The following is a 14636-nucleotide window of genomic DNA, read 5'->3' on the forward strand; positions in this document are numbered from 1 at the left end:
CCGTAGGAGCCTGCCTCCAGGCGAAGCTCCCACAGAAGATGTAGGCGCCTCGCTTGAAAGGCGAATGCCCCGGAGGGGTGAGCGGAGCGAATAATCCATGCTTGCATCGCGAACAGGGCTTTTGATTTTCCTCGAAGCTCGTAGCTAGCAGCTCACAGCTTGATTGGCTCCACCAAACGAATAAACGAGACAGGCAACACCATGACAACCCGCTACGAACAGGTACAACAAGACCTCAAAGCCAACCCTAAAACCTGGCTCATCACCGGTGTGGCGGGTTTCATCGGCTCCAACTTGCTCGAAACTCTGCTCGGCCTCGATCAAACCGTAATCGGGCTAGACAACTTTGCCACCGGCCACCAGCACAATCTGGATGAAGTACAACAAACGGTCATCGCAGACCAATGGGCTCGCTTCACCTTCATCGAAGGCGATATTCGCAACCTGGATGACTGCCATAAAGCGGTAACCGGTGTGCATTATGTTCTTCACCAGGCTGCCTTGGGGTCTGTTCCGCGCTCAATCGAAGACCCCATCACCACCAACCAAGCCAACATCGACGGATTCCTGAACATGCTGGTGGCTGCCAAAGACGAAAACGTGACCAGCTTCACCTATGCCGCTTCCAGTTCCACCTACGGTGATCACCCCGGCCTGCCCAAAGTAGAAGACAAGATCGGCAAGCCGCTGTCCCCTTACGCGGTCACCAAATACGTCAACGAACTCTATGCCGACGTGTTCGCCCGCACCTACGGTTTCAACACCATCGGCCTTCGCTACTTCAACGTGTTCGGTAAGCGTCAGGACCCAAATGGCGCCTACGCCGCCGTGATCCCCAAATGGACCGCTGCCATGATCCAGGGAGAGGACGTCTTCATTAATGGTGATGGCGAAACCAGTCGGGATTTTTGTTTCATCGAGAATGTGGTGCAGATCAACCTGCTGGCCGCCACCGCAGAGGCAGAAGCCAAAAACCACGTCTTTAACGTGGCCTTGGGCGACAGAACCACCCTCAACATCCTGTTCGATTCTCTGAAAACAGGCCTTAAAGAGTGCGGTGTGAACTATGAAAACGATCCTGCTTACCGTGATTTCCGCACCGGCGACGTTCGCCACTCCCAGGCGGATATCAGCAAGGCGAAGGAACTCTTGGGCTATGAGCCTGCCTACAGAATTTACGATGGCATCGGCAAGGCCATGCCTTGGTATGAAAACACCCTGAAAGGCGGGAGCGACGCATGAAAATCCTGGTCACCGGCGGCGCCGGCTTTATCGGCTCTGCCGTTATCCGCCACATCATCGATAACACAGACGACAGCGTCGTTAATGTGGACAAGCTCACCTATGCCGGCAATTTGGAAAGTCTGGCGAGTGTGAGTGATAGCGCTCGCTACGCCTTCGAACAGATGGATATTTGCGATCGAAATACCCTAGATCAGGTATTACAGGACCACAAACCCGATGCCATCATGCACCTTGCGGCAGAAAGCCATGTGGATCGTTCCATCGATGGCCCCGCCGCTTTCATGGAAACGAACATCATCGGGACTTACACCTTGCTGGAAGCGGCACGCCAATACTGGAATACCCTGGACGACAACGCTCAGCAGGCCTTCCGCTTCCACCACATCTCCACCGATGAAGTGTACGGCGATCTGGACGGCCCGGAAGACCTGTTTACTGAAATCACCCCCTATGCGCCCAGCTCACCTTATTCGGCCAGCAAGGCCAGCTCCGACCATCTGGTGCGCGCTTGGCGCCGTACCTATGGCTTCCCGACGCTGATCACCAACTGCTCCAATAATTACGGTCCTTTTCATTTCCCGGAAAAGCTCATCCCTTTGATGATTCTCAATGCTTTGGACGGGAAACCGTTGCCCGTCTACGGTCAGGGCACTCAGGTGCGTGACTGGCTGTACGTGGAAGACCATGCCCGTGCTCTCTATAAAGTCGCCACCGAAGGGAAAATAGGGGAGACCTACAATATTGGGGGCCATAACGAAAAGCAGAATATCGAAGTGGTCCACTCCCTCTGCGATCTGCTCGAAGAGCTGGTGCCGGAAAAACCAGAAGGCATCAGCATGTACCGGGACTTGATTACCCACGTCCAGGATCGCCCCGGCCACGACCTGCGCTACGCCATCGACGCCAGCAAGATCGAGCGAGAGCTGGGCTGGGCTCCACGAGAAACCTTCGAAACCGGTATCCGCAAGACTGTTCAGTGGTATCTGGACAATAGCGAATGGTGCCATCGGGTGCAGGATGGCAGCTACCGGCGCGAACGACTGGGTACAGGAGAATAAAGATGAAAGGCATTATTCTGGCAGGCGGATCGGGCACGCGGCTTTATCCCATAACCATGGGCGTATCGAAGCAGCTTCTGCCGATCTATGACAAACCAATGATTTATTACCCGTTATCTGTGTTGATGCTCGCAGGAATACGGGATGTACTCATCATAACCACACCGAACGATCTGGCCAGTTACCAGCGCCTGCTGGGCGACGGCCAGCAATTTGGGGTAGCCATTAGCTACAAGGTCCAGCCAAGCCCAGATGGTCTCGCCCAAGCCTTTATTTTAGGCGAGAATTTTATTGGGCAAGACAGCGTGTGCCTTGTTCTGGGCGACAACATTTTCTATGGCCCGAACTTCAGCCCTAAACTCAAGACAGCAGCGGCTATCACTAGCGGCGCGACAGTTTTCGGTTATCAGGTAAAAGATCCGGAGCGTTTTGGCGTCGTCGCCTTTGATGAAAATAAACGCGCTATCTCCATAGAGGAAAAACCGGCAAGCCCGAAGTCCAATTACGCAGTGACAGGCCTATACTTCTACGACAACGATGTTATTGAAATCGCCAAGTCCGTGAAACCCTCTGATCGAGGGGAGCTGGAAATTACCAGTATAAACCAGGCCTACCTAGAGCGGGGTGATCTCACGGTCGAGCAGCTGGGCAGGGGGTTCGCCTGGCTGGATACGGGCACCCATGAGAGCCTTCTGGAAGCGGCGCAGTTCGTAGAAACCATCGAGCGCCGTCAGGGCTACAAGATTGCCTGCCTGGAAGAAATCGCGTGGCGAAACGGCTGGCTCAGTACTGAACAAGTTCAAGCGTCAGGTGAGGCTCTCTCGAAAAATGGTTATGGTCAATACCTGCTGGATATCATCAGGGGGCCACAGTGATACCCGTCGTAAAACCGTACCTGCCAAGCCGTGAAAAGCTGGATAAGTACCTTGACGGTATTTATGAGCGAGCTTGGCTGACGAACAACGGCCCACTGGTGCAAGAACTTACTGCTCGTCTGGAAGAGTATTTGGGTGTTGAGAACCTGCTTCTGGTGGCAAACGGTACCTTGGCGCTTCAGGTCGCATACCGTGCGTTAGGGGTAAGTGGTAACGAAAATGGCGAGCAGCAAGAAGCCATCACCACGCCATTCACCTTCATCGCGACCGCCAGTTCTCTGAAATGGGATGGAGTACAGCCGGTCTTTGCGGACATCGATCCGAATACCTGGTGCATAAGCCCGGAAAATATTGAGCAAGCGATAACGTCAAATACCAAAGCCATTGTGCCAGTACATGTTTTTGGCAATGCCTGCGACGTAGAAGCCATCGATGAGATAGCCAGACGCCATGGCCTGAAAGTCATCTACGATGCCTCCCATGCGTTTGCCGTCCAATATAAAGGCGAAAGTCTCCTCAAGCACGGTGATGCCTCAACCCTCAGCTTCCACGCCACAAAGCTATTTCATACTGGAGAGGGCGGGGCCATTATCTTTAGACGCAAGGAAGATCTGGAACGTGCGAAGAAAATGATTAACTTCGGCATCACTGGCCCTGAGAGTATTGGCGAAGTTGGCATCAACGCAAAAATGAACGAGTTACAAGCAGCAATGGGGCTGTGTGTGCTGGATGAGATGGCAGAAAACCTGACTGCGCGGGCAGACGTTTGGCAGCGGTACCAGGAAGCACTAGGTAACGCTGTACAACTCCAAGCCAAAGGCCATGCGCTTAGCTACAACTACGCTTATTTCCCCATAGTTTTCAACAGTGAAAAACAAGCCGTGCATGTGGCTGCCGCTCTCAAAGAGAATGGTGTGCTGGCCAGAAGATATTTTTACCCCTCACTGAATTCGGTTGAGTGCTTTGAGGCCAAAGCAGACCAGTCAGTGTCAAAGGATATAGCCAGCCGGATATTGTGTCTTCCGATTTTTTCTGAACTCACAGAAATAAACCTAGCACAAATAACGGATATCATTTCTGACTCTCTTGGTGGACGGTCGCATGACTGAGTATAACTGGAACCAGCTTTCCCGACTTTTGGATGAAAATGAAGGCGTGATATTTATCGCGCATATGGACCGTTTTAGGTCAAATATTAATGCTCTCAAAGCTGCATTCAATGGGCGCTATAAAAACATCCGCATCGGATATTCGTACAAGACAAACGACCTGCCCAAGTTGTGTGTCGAAGCGAATGAGCAGGGGCTATATGCTGAGGTGGTTTCCGGTAGCGAATTTGAAATAGCGGAAATACTTGGGGTTCCTGGGGAGCAAGTCTTATTTAACGGTCCAACCAAGACAAATGCAGAATTAAATAGAGCCTTCGCTTTAGGATCTCTAGTAAACGTCGATAGCCTTAGTGAAGCTAGGCAAATTGCCAGTATTGCATCAGAGTTTTCTGGAGTAATCAGACTGGGGCTTCGTTGTAATCTAGATTTCAACTGGAAAGATCGAGAATCAAGGTTTGGACTCAGTGAAAATAGCGGTGAACTAAATAAAGCTTGGGAACTGCTTAGTGCTTACAAAAACATCAGCCTAGAAGGGCTCCACTGCCATACTTCCTTTGACAGATCTGCGACTTCTTATAATCGGAGAATCGTTAGGCTCATTGAAATCGCTGATCGTTTTTTTGGTCCCCAAGGCCCGCAGTTTATAGATATAGGTGGCGGCTTGTGTGGCCCAATGTCTGATGAATTGCGCAGTCAGTTTGTAACGCCACCGCCTACCTTTGATGAGTACGCCGTTGCCATCTGTGGGCCCTTGCATCAACGTTACGGGAATCAGGGGCCGGAACTTATTTTAGAGCCTGGCGTCGGGCTGCTCGGTAATGTATTTGATTATGCCTTCCGGGTAGAGCATTTAAAGAAAATTGGTTCCAAGTGGTTTGCGGTGACTAGTGGTGCACAGCACCACATTAAGATCGTGCCTAATGGTTTTAATTTGCCCACAAGCGTCATTATGTGTCCAAGTGTCACAGATGGTGAGCGTGAAGGTGGCTCTATTGATATCGCCGGCTATACCTGTCTTGAGCATGACATTATCCACCGTGATTTCGAGAAGCCGTTAGCATGCGGCGATATTTTAGTTGCGGAAAACGTTGGCGCTTATTCGGTGGTTAGTAGTCCGGACTTTATCCGCACCAATCCGCCAATTTTTGAACAGGGCGAAAAAGGCTGGATAAAACTTCGCGACAAGCAGTCAGTACACAGTTATCTGAAAAGCTTCAGTTGGTAAAGGTAATCATGGAATCTCATATTCTCAAGCATGCGAATAAGCGGTCCAAAGACTTTCGTCCTAATGAAAAGTTGGATCGTTTGATTTCTCAGCTGCGTATGTTGTTAGCACCAGTGCAGCAGTCGGTTAACGATTACAGTGTGTTTCCGTCTCATCCTTTAATCGGTATCGTAGGCTGCCCGCGGTCTGGCACCACTTTTATGACTCAACTTCTAGCCGCCACGGGGGCAGTTTCGTATCCAAGTAACCTTTTGTCACGGTTTGCCTACGCCCCACATATTGGGGCTTTGATCCAGCAACTATTAATGAACCCTGAGTATGATCTGGGACAGGAGTTTGCTGACCTGAGATCAAGCAATGAGTTTTCCTCGAACGTGGGAAAAACTCGCGGTGCCCTGGGTATCAATGAATTTTTTCATTTTTGGCGCCGTTTCTTCCCACACCACGACCCCGGCCATCTTACTGAGGGGGAGTTAGAAGAGGTGGAGATTGAGAACTTACGACGAGAGGTTGGCAGTATTCAAGCGGTATACGGTAAACCGTTTATGTCCAAGATTATGATGCTTCAATACAATTTAGCCTACTTTGCAGAAAAAATGCCTGAGTTAAAAATTGTTTATGTGCAAAGGGATCCCCTTTACCTCATGCAATCGGTCAGCCAAGCGAGAATCAAGTATTACGGTAGCAATAAGGTTTGGTGGTCAGTAAAGCCGAAAGAGTACAGTTTTTTGAAAGATCAGGAGCCTCCTGCGCAAGTTGCGGGCCAGGTTCTCTTCAGTGAACAGGCCATTTACAACCAGCTTAAGGCTCTGCCTGAAGATCGCTGGATAATGGCTTCTTACGAAGATGTGTGTGAAAGCCCGCGGATTTTTTTGGCCAAACTTGCAGATCGTTTCTCAATGCCTGAGCTGATTAAAGATTTATCCGGAGTGGATGAGCGTTATAAGTCCGGTAACACCAAGCGGCTGAGCGAGGAAGAGTTAACCATTCTCCAAAACGAATACGAGAAGCTTGGTGGTAACCTGAGAGGGGAGGCTGCAGGGTGAATGTATTGTTGACAAGCGTTGGGCGCCGCAGTTATCTGGTCGATTACTTTAAAGAGGCATTGAAAGGAAAAGGGCAAGTGGTTGGTGCAAATATGTTTGGTAACGCAGCAGGCATGGTTGCCGCTGATATTCCAGTAATAACGCCTCCTGCTAATCACCCCGAATATATTTCGTTCCTTGCTGATGTTTGTAAAAAATATGAAATTGGTCTTTTATGTTCACTGCATGACCTGGACGTTTATATGCTGAGTCAGAATCAGCAGTGGCTAGCGGATGCCTGCATTGCGCACACATTGCCCACAGCAGAGTGGGGGCGTATATCTTTAGATAAATATGAGTGTACTAGATTGCTTGAGCATCATGAGATACCGGTTCCCAAAACAATGGTAAGTATGAAGGGGGTTCTGGAAGCTATCCGCAACGGTGAGATACGTTTTCCTCTTATGGTGAAAGCAAGAGCTGGCTTTGGCTCGTTGGGGTTAGCCAAATGTCAGAACGTAGCTGAGCTAAAAGCAGCCTATAGTGCGGCAGCTGATCAGGCTCTTGCTTCAGGTAGTAATCAGTATATTCCTTTACCTGAAGATGCAATGGTTTTGGTGCAAGAGGCAGTCAGCGGTCGCGAGGTTTGTGTTGGTATCGTTAATGATCTCAATGGTGAGTATCGCGCACATTTTGCCTGTGAGGTGAAAACTATGCGTTCAGGAGAAAGTGATTGGGCAGTTAGTATACCCAGAGCACCTCACGAAGAAATCGCGAAGAAGTTTAGCAACATGACTGGCCACCTAGGTATTTGGGGTGTGGATTTTCTAGAGGACGATGGAACCTATCGAGCGATCGATGTTAACCCGAGATTCACGGGTGACTATCCATTCCACCATCTTGCCGGGGCAAATATTCCAAGGGCGTTAGTCTCATGGGCGTCTGGAAACGACGCGCCAGAAAGCTGCTATTCGAGCACTCCAGGCATAGCTGGTTTTAAAGACTTGGTTCCAAAGGCAGTAGCGCTTTGTAAGGAATAAAATGACCGGAAAAATCAAATAAAAAAGCGTGCAGGTATTTTGGGTTTTGTTGGTTGGTGAAAAATATGCCTCTGTTCGCAGAATGCAGGTGCCACGCCTGGGGGGAGTTTAGGGCTTGCCGCACTCTGAACTTCAACATTCAGTTTGTTCTTTAAGCCCGAAAGCGTCAATGCGGTGATATCAACATATGATATTCATTTAATGTTCAATAGTACCTAGAAATAAAATATCTTGATCCGTTGGAGTCTATACTATAATTGGGCAGATTGCGGCTATTAACAGCTCTGTTGATCAGGGTGTTGCCTATTTACCAGATCAGAAGATCAGAAGATCAGAAGATCAGAAGATCAGAAGATCAGAAGATCAGAAGATCAGAAGATCGGTATGAGATTTTTTCCGCCGGCCGGAGTTCTACTTTGTTGAAATCGCGAGGCGGTTGAAGGGCCACAGTCAGGAAGAGTCAAAGCGGGCCATGAAACAGTTTAGGGAATTAAAGAATGAGTAAGACTGTATTACGCAAAATGACCGATCGGGTGGGTCGGTTAACAATGGAAGTCCGGAACCAGCGGAAGGCTGCAGGCAAGGTTAAGTGCTTCTGCATCGGCAGAAACAAAACCGGCACTACTTCCTTGAAAGCTGCCTTCGGTGCCCTTGGCTACCCTATCGGGAATCAGCTTAAAGCGGAAATTCTTACCGGTAAGTACTATTTTGAAAGCAACTTCCAGCCAATTATCAACTACTGCAAATCGGCCCAAGTGTTCCAAGATGTGCCGTTCAGCTACCCGGAACTGTACAAACGGCTTGATCAAGCCTACCCCGGTAGCAAGTTCATTCTCACCGTCAGGGACAACCCGGAGCAGTGGTACCGTTCCATCACGCGTTTTCATGCCAAGAAGTTTGGTAAAGACGGCCGTATACCTACTGTAGAAGACCTGAAAGCAGCCCAATATGTTCGGCCAGGCTTCATGTACAACGTCATCCGTGTGCATGGCACAACAGACGAAGATCCTTACAACAAAGATGTCATGATCGCCCATTACGAGCGCTACAATCGTGAAGTCATGGAGTATTTTAAAGATCGTCCCAGCGACCTTCTGGTGATCAATATAGCTGAGCAGGGGGCTTATCAAAAATTTGTCGAATTTCTTGGGGTTGATTCGCCTTATGATGACTTCCCTTGGGAAAATAAAACGTAATGCAGGGCAGTATTAAATGCAGTCAATGAACCAAAAAATCGGTGCAGGCGTGTTGTGGAACCTGGCAAGCATGTTTCTAACGCGCGGAGCCAGCACCATTTTTTTGCTATTCCTGGCGCGCATACTGGCGCCCGATGCCTTCGGTTTAATTGCCATGGCCACGGTGGTGTTTGAGCTAGCCAACGCCTTTGTCAATTCAGGCCTAGGCGCTGCGCTGATTCGCAGCAAGAGCGTATCGGATGCCGATTTAAACACCGTTTTTCTTACCAACCTTGGGCTTAGCGTGGCAGCCTATGCCGCTATCTTTGTCAGTGCGCCCTATATTGCACAATTTTATAGCCAGCCCGAGCTGGCTGCGGTAGTGCAGGTGATGGGATTGGTGGTTTTCATCAATGCAGCGAAGATAGTTCAAGTCGCTGTGCTCAGCCGTAAAATGGACTTCAAAACCCAAATGAAGGCCAACACGACCGCCGCTGTGGTGTCTGGTGTCTTGGCGGTAACAGCGGCGTATCAAGGCTGGGGCGTATGGAGCCTGGTTGTGCAAATGCTCAGCCAGGCCGCCGTATCAGCAGTGATTCTTTGGGGGGCTAGCTACTGGAGACCCGGGTGGCAATTTTCAATAGAATCATTTTCAAGGCTGTTCGCCTTTGGCCGAAACTTGCTTGCCGAAGGCCTGCTCTCGGTAGCTTTTCAGAACTCGTATATCCTCGTGATTGGCCGCTTCTTCAGTGCGGAGTTAACGGGCCTGTATTTTTTTGCAAAAAAAATCAGCAATCTAATTTCGCAACAGTTAACCGGCGCAGTTCAGCAAGCGACCTTTCCGGCGCTCGCAACCTTACAAGACGACAATACCACACTGAAATACAAATACCGCCAGGTCATGCAGCTGATGATGTTCATCATGGCGCCTATAATGATTCTGCTGGCAGCCCTGGCATCGCCACTAATCAGCCTGGCCTTTGATGAAAGGTGGCAAGGTGCGGTGCCATACCTCCAACTGCTGTGTATCGTGGGAATAGTCTTTCCCCTCCATGCCTTGAATATAAATTTGCTCAAAGTAAAAGGGCGCTCCGACCTCGTCTTTAAAGTGGGCTTGGTAAAGAAAACGGTTAACTTAACCATGCTGTTTCTGGCTATACCCTATGGTGTGTTAGGCATCGTAGTCTCCCAGGTAATCGGCACCTTCTTGGCGCTGGTTCCCAACACCTACTTTTCAGCCAAACTGGTGGGGTATTCGTTGGGCGAGCAGGTTAAGGACGTGATCAAACCTATCTGCGCTGCGCTGCTTGGCGGCGCAGTTGCATGGTGGCTGGCGGGACATTTACAAACACACTCGGCGGTTACACTGATCCTCTCTGGATTTGTGGGTGCAGGGTCATACATAGTTGTCAGCTTTGCTGTACGTGCGGAAGGGGCCTTGATGTTATGGAGTCAGGTTTCCAAGCTACTACAGCGTGCCTAGGTTTTCGGAAAATAGGGTTTTTATGGCAGTGGAACATTTAATAAACGGGGTTTTGGCGCCTAAGCCGCCAAAGCCTAGGGCGGAGGAAGAAATTGCTGCGGGGTGGAGAGGCGATATTAAACGCCCTACACTGACAATCTGCTGCATCGTATACAATCATGCCGAATTTATTGCAGACGCGTTGAATAGTTTTTTAAACCAAAAAACTGATTTCCGGTTTGAAATAATCGTGCATGACGATGCTTCCACAGACGGCAGCCAAGAAATCATCAAAAAGTACCAAAAAGACTACCCCAATATCGTTAAGGTGATATTTCAGGAAGAGAATCAATATTCCAAAGGTCGTCGGGCACTTGGTTTCTTTCAGGGATTATCGGGTGCCCCATATCTCGCAATTTGCGAAGGGGATGATTTTTGGTCTGATCCTCAAAAGCTCCAAAAACAAGTCGATTATTTGGATAGACATCCCGAATGCGTCATTACAGGACATGATGCATTTATCATGGATGATGCTGGCATCATACTAAGCCCATCGAAGTTGCCAAACACCCAAAAGCGAGATTGGTCAGGAAGAGAGTTGTCTGAAGGAAAGGCTTGGATATTAACCATGTCCTGGGTCTATAGAAATGTGATTTCGGAATTTGCACCTGAAAGGAACATGGTTCGTAATGGAGACACGTTCTTTACGGCTATTTTAGGGCAGTATGGAAGTAGCCACTATCACGCTGAGATACAGCCAGCGGCCTATAGAGTTCATGGTGGCGGAGTGTGGTCATCATTAGATAACGAAGATAAGCTTGATACGCAAATGAATACGTGGTTTTGGATGTATCGTTATTTTAAAAGGGTGGGTGAAGAGGATGTTTCCAGAATTTTTCTTTCTAAATTCAAGGCTAGTGCTTTTAAAAAGTCATCTGGCGTGGAGTTGATAAAGGAGCTGATTGTTAGATTGACTATGATTCGGGTATTAAAGAAGGTGGTCCTCACTTTATTGGGGCGGTCCGGTGTGCAACAGCTTAAAAAGTTTATTGGAAAGTAGGTCTAGCGTATCGCTTTAACGACTTGGTTGCCTGTATGGGGCGAATGTTGTTATCGGGTAAATATGTACTAAAACTATGCTTGAAAGTGTTGAGGGCAGCTTTATTATCCCTCACTGCACATAGAGTGCTCTTGTGTATTTGACATTAAGCGATGGAGGTTGTCTTTATCTATAAGGACTATTTTATTTTTTGGTTGTAATGAATTGCTTACCAAAATCGTGCTCAACTTATAGTGTTTTTAATGCGATGAGGCTAGGCTCTCGTATATCCTTAGGTGGTTCGGTAAAGCAGTGCATTGGAAGGTAAGCCGATAAATTCATTTTTTTGCGCAAGGGAACTTTTAAACTTTAGGTTGTTAAAGAAATGCCAAAATTAATTATTCGCGTTTTACTATGATGAGCTCAAAAGGGTTTTCCCGAAGGCTCGCTTTGTCATTATTTTTCGTGAGCCTAAAGATAATATAAGAAGCATTTTGGCTCGGCTCGATGTCCCGGGAGATGTTGAAGACATTGATCTGCCAAATTATCCAAAGCTATGGCTGTCGCCAGCTGGAGGGTTAATTTTGATACTTCCTGGTTGGGTTGTTGTCACGAAAATTACATCGATGCTTTGGGATATCGTTGGAAACTGTCCGCCGATATTTATTTTAATGCAGAAGATGATTTTTTGATGATTCGGTATGAAGACTTTATTAAAGACAAGCAAGCATTGGTCGAAATTCTGTTTCATAAATTAGGCTTGAAAGTGAAACAAGATATATCTGGGATTGTCGATAAGCAGTACCAGAGTAGAGGTAAGCAGGTGAAAGACTACGGTGGTTATTATAATAAGAATAAACAATTTATTGATCATCAAACCAAAAGCTTTTCTGAAAAGTTAGGTTTTTGATTGGTTGTTCTTTTCTCAATGACCGGTGAAAAGGATGCATGCCACCTATGTGGGGTTGTTGTCATGAGGGCGTTTCTGCAGGCGTTTTTTTGCAAATGATTATACATTCAGTAATGTTAATGACTAAATTTAATGCTGGCATTAAAATGCTAATGGTTCTGTTATATGTGGTTTTCAGGTTGTTTTCATGATATGGGTTTTAATTAATCAGACAGGGAATGTTGATGACAAAGCGTAAATTATTGGCACTTTTCCCTTCTTACCATTCTGCGTACTACCCACACCCTGTTGGGGGTGGTGAAATTTCAAATAGGTTGCTGCTTGAGGCATTAGTAGCTAGAGGTTGGGATGTTTCGGTAGTGACTTGCAGAACTGACATTCAGGGTGTTAGTTCCGGTGTTAAAGTATATAAAACGAAAGGTTTTAAGAATAGATTTTTGGCTATTGTTTTCCGAAACTTTTTTTTGAAAAAAGAAAGTTTTTTTCGGGCTAAAGAAATTGATCCCGATGTTGTTGTCTGTGGGCCAACGGCTCTCGCTTGTGCTAGGGATGTAGGTGCTACTTGTAGCGTCAGAATCGGTCTGATTGTTAGAGCGTTTGAGAATTTCAAATTTCTTATTGAAAGAGATTTTGAAAGTCGCAGCATAAAGAGATGGGTTGCAGCGTTATTCATTGGGAATTATCAGGTAGTAAATAAGCCGGCTGATTTTTATATTTATAATAGTGAATATATGAGGGCTACCATTTCACCTTGCATAAATGGTAATGGCTATGTGGTATATCCATCCGTAGATATCCCTGTCAGTAAGAGAATAGTAAATCAAATAAGCAATGTGCATATGGTTGGGCTTTCGAGGGAAAAGGGTTGCGGCATCCTTTTGAAAATTGCAGACAGGTTTCCTGAATTGAGTTTCTCTGTTTACGGAAAATGGGATAAATCAATTAGCCTTAATGAGTTGCCTGGAAATGTTAGCTACATGGGCTGGACTGATCCGGATGGCATATATGGAGCCGCTGATATATTTTTGGTTCCTTCTCAGGTTGATGAAGCTTTTGGCAGGGTTGCTGTCGAGGCTTTAGCGTATGGATGTATTGTCTTGGTTTCTGATAAAGGTGGATTGCCTGAGACGGTTGATTATGATGATCGATTCATTATCAGTTCTGAGGATTCAGATGCTTGGTGTTCAGCAATAGATGCAGCCATTCTTTCTAGTCTTGAGTTTGCTGAAAGTGAACGAGATATTCGAAATAGAACGAGAAAGTATAGCATAGATAATCAGGTTGTTGAGTTTGAGGCGGCGCTGCTCAAAGAAACCACTTCATGAATTTTTACCTGGCTGGGGTTCCGGCATTTATATGAATATTGTTTTTGTGTGCTCAAGTTTAAATGGTGGTGGGGCAGAGCGTGTGGCTGTTAATTTGGCGAATGGTTTTGCTAAAGATGGGCATTCGGTTATTTTTTTTACTCGGCATAAAACAGATGATTGTTATAGCTTGGAGAGCTCTGTAGTAAGGCTTTTTTCGGACAGAGGGGGGCTTATAAATCAGGTTTTATCAATAAGGCGGCTGCTGAAATTCAGAGACGTCGATCTGCTGATAAGCTTTACAGACGTTCCTAATATTGTTGCTTTTCTGGCGTGGATTTTTTATAAAAAATCTTCTGTTTTTATTCCGACTGTCCACACAAACGTTAAGGCGCGTGATGCTAGGCTGGTTTGCGATTTTAAATTTCGAGTAATTAGGTTTCTGCATAAGTTGGCCTGCCGTAATTCGTCTTCAGTTGTTGCTGTTTCAAGCGGGGCTGCGTCTGCGTTGATCGATTACTATGGTGTTGAACGTGAAAAGGTCGCCACGATTTGGAATCCTGTCCTTAGTGATGAAGTTGAAGTCTTTAATGGTCATACTAGGAGCGAGAGCTCAAATCAAGTAAGGTTGGTTGCTGCTGGTCGTTTAACTGAGGCAAAAAATTATTATTTGATGCTCGATGCACTTAAGATCCTTGATCAAAAATGGCCAAACAAGTTTGTCTTGGATGTTTTCGGAGAAGGTGAGCTGAGAGAGAGTCTGGAATTGTATAGAAATAATATTGGTTTGAGAAAAAGTGTTAAATTTAAGGGGTTTGTTGATGACTTGCAGTTGAGGTTATTAAATTACTCGGTTTTTGTTTTTTCTTCTAATTGGGAAGGTTTTGGAAATGTTCTTGTGGAGGCGCTGACGGCTGGAATTCCAGTCGTATCTACCGATTGTCCATCCGGCCCTAGAGAGATTTTAGCTAATGAGAGGTTTGGTCGTCTTGTGCCGGTCGGGGATGCGGAATCACTTTCTGCTGCTATTCAGGAATCGCTTTCAAATCCTTTGTTATTTTCCAGAAATGAGCTCATTAGTCACTTGAATGATTTTAGAGCGAGTGCTGTATTGAAGAAATATATGGACTTGGTTAAGTATGTTAAGTCATTTCAGAAGTAGGATTAAT

The 14636-nt window shown here is 46.9% G+C and carries 13 protein-coding genes; all 13 read left to right on the plus strand.

Translation table 11 applies throughout. From position 1 onward, the window contains the following. Positions 1–201: 201 nt before the first annotated feature. The 13 genes from F1529_RS09905 to F1529_RS09965 all read left to right on the plus strand — a co-directional run bounded on the left by F1529_RS09905 (position 202) and on the right by F1529_RS09965 (position 14629). Positions 202–1242, plus strand: a complete 1041-nt coding sequence (locus F1529_RS09905) for an NAD-dependent epimerase/dehydratase family protein (RefSeq protein WP_155134265.1) — start codon at positions 202–204, stop codon at positions 1240–1242. Continuing rightward, on the plus strand, positions 1239–2303 hold the full coding sequence (gene rfbB / locus F1529_RS09910) for a dTDP-glucose 4,6-dehydratase (protein ID WP_155134268.1): 1065 nt from the start codon (positions 1239–1241) through the stop codon (positions 2301–2303). Before F1529_RS09905 ends, rfbB begins: the two co-directional genes overlap by 4 nt. Positions 2304–2305: 2 nt before the next feature. After that, complete coding sequence (gene rfbA, locus F1529_RS09915) at positions 2306–3178, plus strand: glucose-1-phosphate thymidylyltransferase RfbA (RefSeq protein WP_155134271.1); 873 nt, start codon at positions 2306–2308, stop codon at positions 3176–3178. Beyond that, positions 3175–4287, plus strand: a complete 1113-nt coding sequence (locus tag F1529_RS09920; RefSeq protein WP_370457000.1) for a DegT/DnrJ/EryC1/StrS family aminotransferase — start codon at positions 3175–3177, stop codon at positions 4285–4287. Before rfbA ends, F1529_RS09920 begins: the two co-directional genes overlap by 4 nt. Next, the gene (locus F1529_RS09925) at positions 4280–5512 is read left to right on the plus strand and encodes a hypothetical protein (protein ID WP_155134274.1); all 1233 of its coding nucleotides are present in this window, start codon (positions 4280–4282) and stop codon (positions 5510–5512) included. The genes F1529_RS09920 and F1529_RS09925 overlap by 8 nt, the downstream gene beginning before the upstream one ends. Before the next feature lie 8 nt (positions 5513–5520). Beyond that, positions 5521–6558, plus strand: a complete 1038-nt coding sequence (locus tag F1529_RS09930; RefSeq protein ID WP_155134277.1) for a sulfotransferase — start codon at positions 5521–5523, stop codon at positions 6556–6558. Further along, complete coding sequence (locus F1529_RS09935; protein WP_155134280.1) at positions 6555–7577, plus strand: ATP-grasp domain-containing protein; 1023 nt, start codon at positions 6555–6557, stop codon at positions 7575–7577. Before F1529_RS09930 ends, F1529_RS09935 begins: the two co-directional genes overlap by 4 nt. Positions 7578–8074: 497 nt before the next feature. Beyond that, a complete protein-coding gene (locus tag F1529_RS09940) occupies positions 8075–8773 on the plus strand; it encodes a sulfotransferase (RefSeq protein WP_230457757.1) in 699 nt (232 codons plus the stop codon). A 16-nt stretch (positions 8774–8789) separates the two neighbouring features. Then, positions 8790–10235 (plus strand): lipopolysaccharide biosynthesis protein, encoded by a 1446-nt coding sequence (locus F1529_RS09945; protein ID WP_155134283.1) that lies wholly within the window; start codon positions 8790–8792, stop codon positions 10233–10235. 22 nt (positions 10236–10257) lie between these two features. Further along, positions 10258–11274, plus strand: coding sequence for a glycosyltransferase (locus F1529_RS09950; RefSeq protein ID WP_155134286.1), 1017 nt, complete (start codon positions 10258–10260; stop codon positions 11272–11274). A 535-nt stretch (positions 11275–11809) separates the two neighbouring features. Next, the gene (locus F1529_RS09955) at positions 11810–12163 is read left to right on the plus strand and encodes a hypothetical protein (RefSeq protein ID WP_155134289.1); all 354 of its coding nucleotides are present in this window, start codon (positions 11810–11812) and stop codon (positions 12161–12163) included. A 224-nt stretch (positions 12164–12387) separates the two neighbouring features. Continuing rightward, complete coding sequence (locus F1529_RS09960) at positions 12388–13488, plus strand: glycosyltransferase family 4 protein (RefSeq protein WP_196220392.1); 1101 nt, start codon at positions 12388–12390, stop codon at positions 13486–13488. Positions 13489–13519: 31 nt separating this feature from the next. Next, positions 13520–14629, plus strand: coding sequence for a glycosyltransferase (locus tag F1529_RS09965; RefSeq protein ID WP_155134295.1), 1110 nt, complete (start codon positions 13520–13522; stop codon positions 14627–14629). Positions 14630–14636: the final 7 nt, after the last annotated feature.

The organism is Alcanivorax sp. VBW004, assembly GCF_009718865.1.
GTDB lineage: Bacteria > Pseudomonadota > Gammaproteobacteria > Pseudomonadales > Alcanivoracaceae > Alcanivorax.

What these genes read in the sequence shown, in the direction of transcription:
- F1529_RS09965 (WP_155134295.1), top strand. Translation starts at nt 13,520, where the DNA reads ATGAATATTGTTTTTGTGTGCTCAAGTTTAAATGGTGGTGGGGCAGAG.
- rfbB (WP_155134268.1), top strand. Translation starts at nt 1,239, where the DNA reads ATGAAAATCCTGGTCACCGGCGGCGCCGGCTTTATCGGCTCTGCCGTT.
- F1529_RS09905 (WP_155134265.1), top strand. Translation starts at nt 202, where the DNA reads ATGACAACCCGCTACGAACAGGTACAACAAGACCTCAAAGCCAACCCT.
- F1529_RS09945 (WP_155134283.1), top strand. Translation starts at nt 8,790, where the DNA reads ATGCAGTCAATGAACCAAAAAATCGGTGCAGGCGTGTTGTGGAACCTG.
- F1529_RS09930 (WP_155134277.1), top strand. Translation starts at nt 5,521, where the DNA reads ATGGAATCTCATATTCTCAAGCATGCGAATAAGCGGTCCAAAGACTTT.
- F1529_RS09950 (WP_155134286.1), top strand. Translation starts at nt 10,258, where the DNA reads ATGGCAGTGGAACATTTAATAAACGGGGTTTTGGCGCCTAAGCCGCCA.
- rfbA (WP_155134271.1), top strand. Translation starts at nt 2,306, where the DNA reads ATGAAAGGCATTATTCTGGCAGGCGGATCGGGCACGCGGCTTTATCCC.
- F1529_RS09925 (WP_155134274.1), top strand. Translation starts at nt 4,280, where the DNA reads ATGACTGAGTATAACTGGAACCAGCTTTCCCGACTTTTGGATGAAAAT.
- F1529_RS09960 (WP_196220392.1), top strand. Translation starts at nt 12,388, where the DNA reads ATGACAAAGCGTAAATTATTGGCACTTTTCCCTTCTTACCATTCTGCG.
- F1529_RS09940 (WP_230457757.1), top strand. Translation starts at nt 8,075, where the DNA reads ATGAGTAAGACTGTATTACGCAAAATGACCGATCGGGTGGGTCGGTTA.
- F1529_RS09955 (WP_155134289.1), top strand. Translation starts at nt 11,810, where the DNA reads ATGGCTGTCGCCAGCTGGAGGGTTAATTTTGATACTTCCTGGTTGGGT.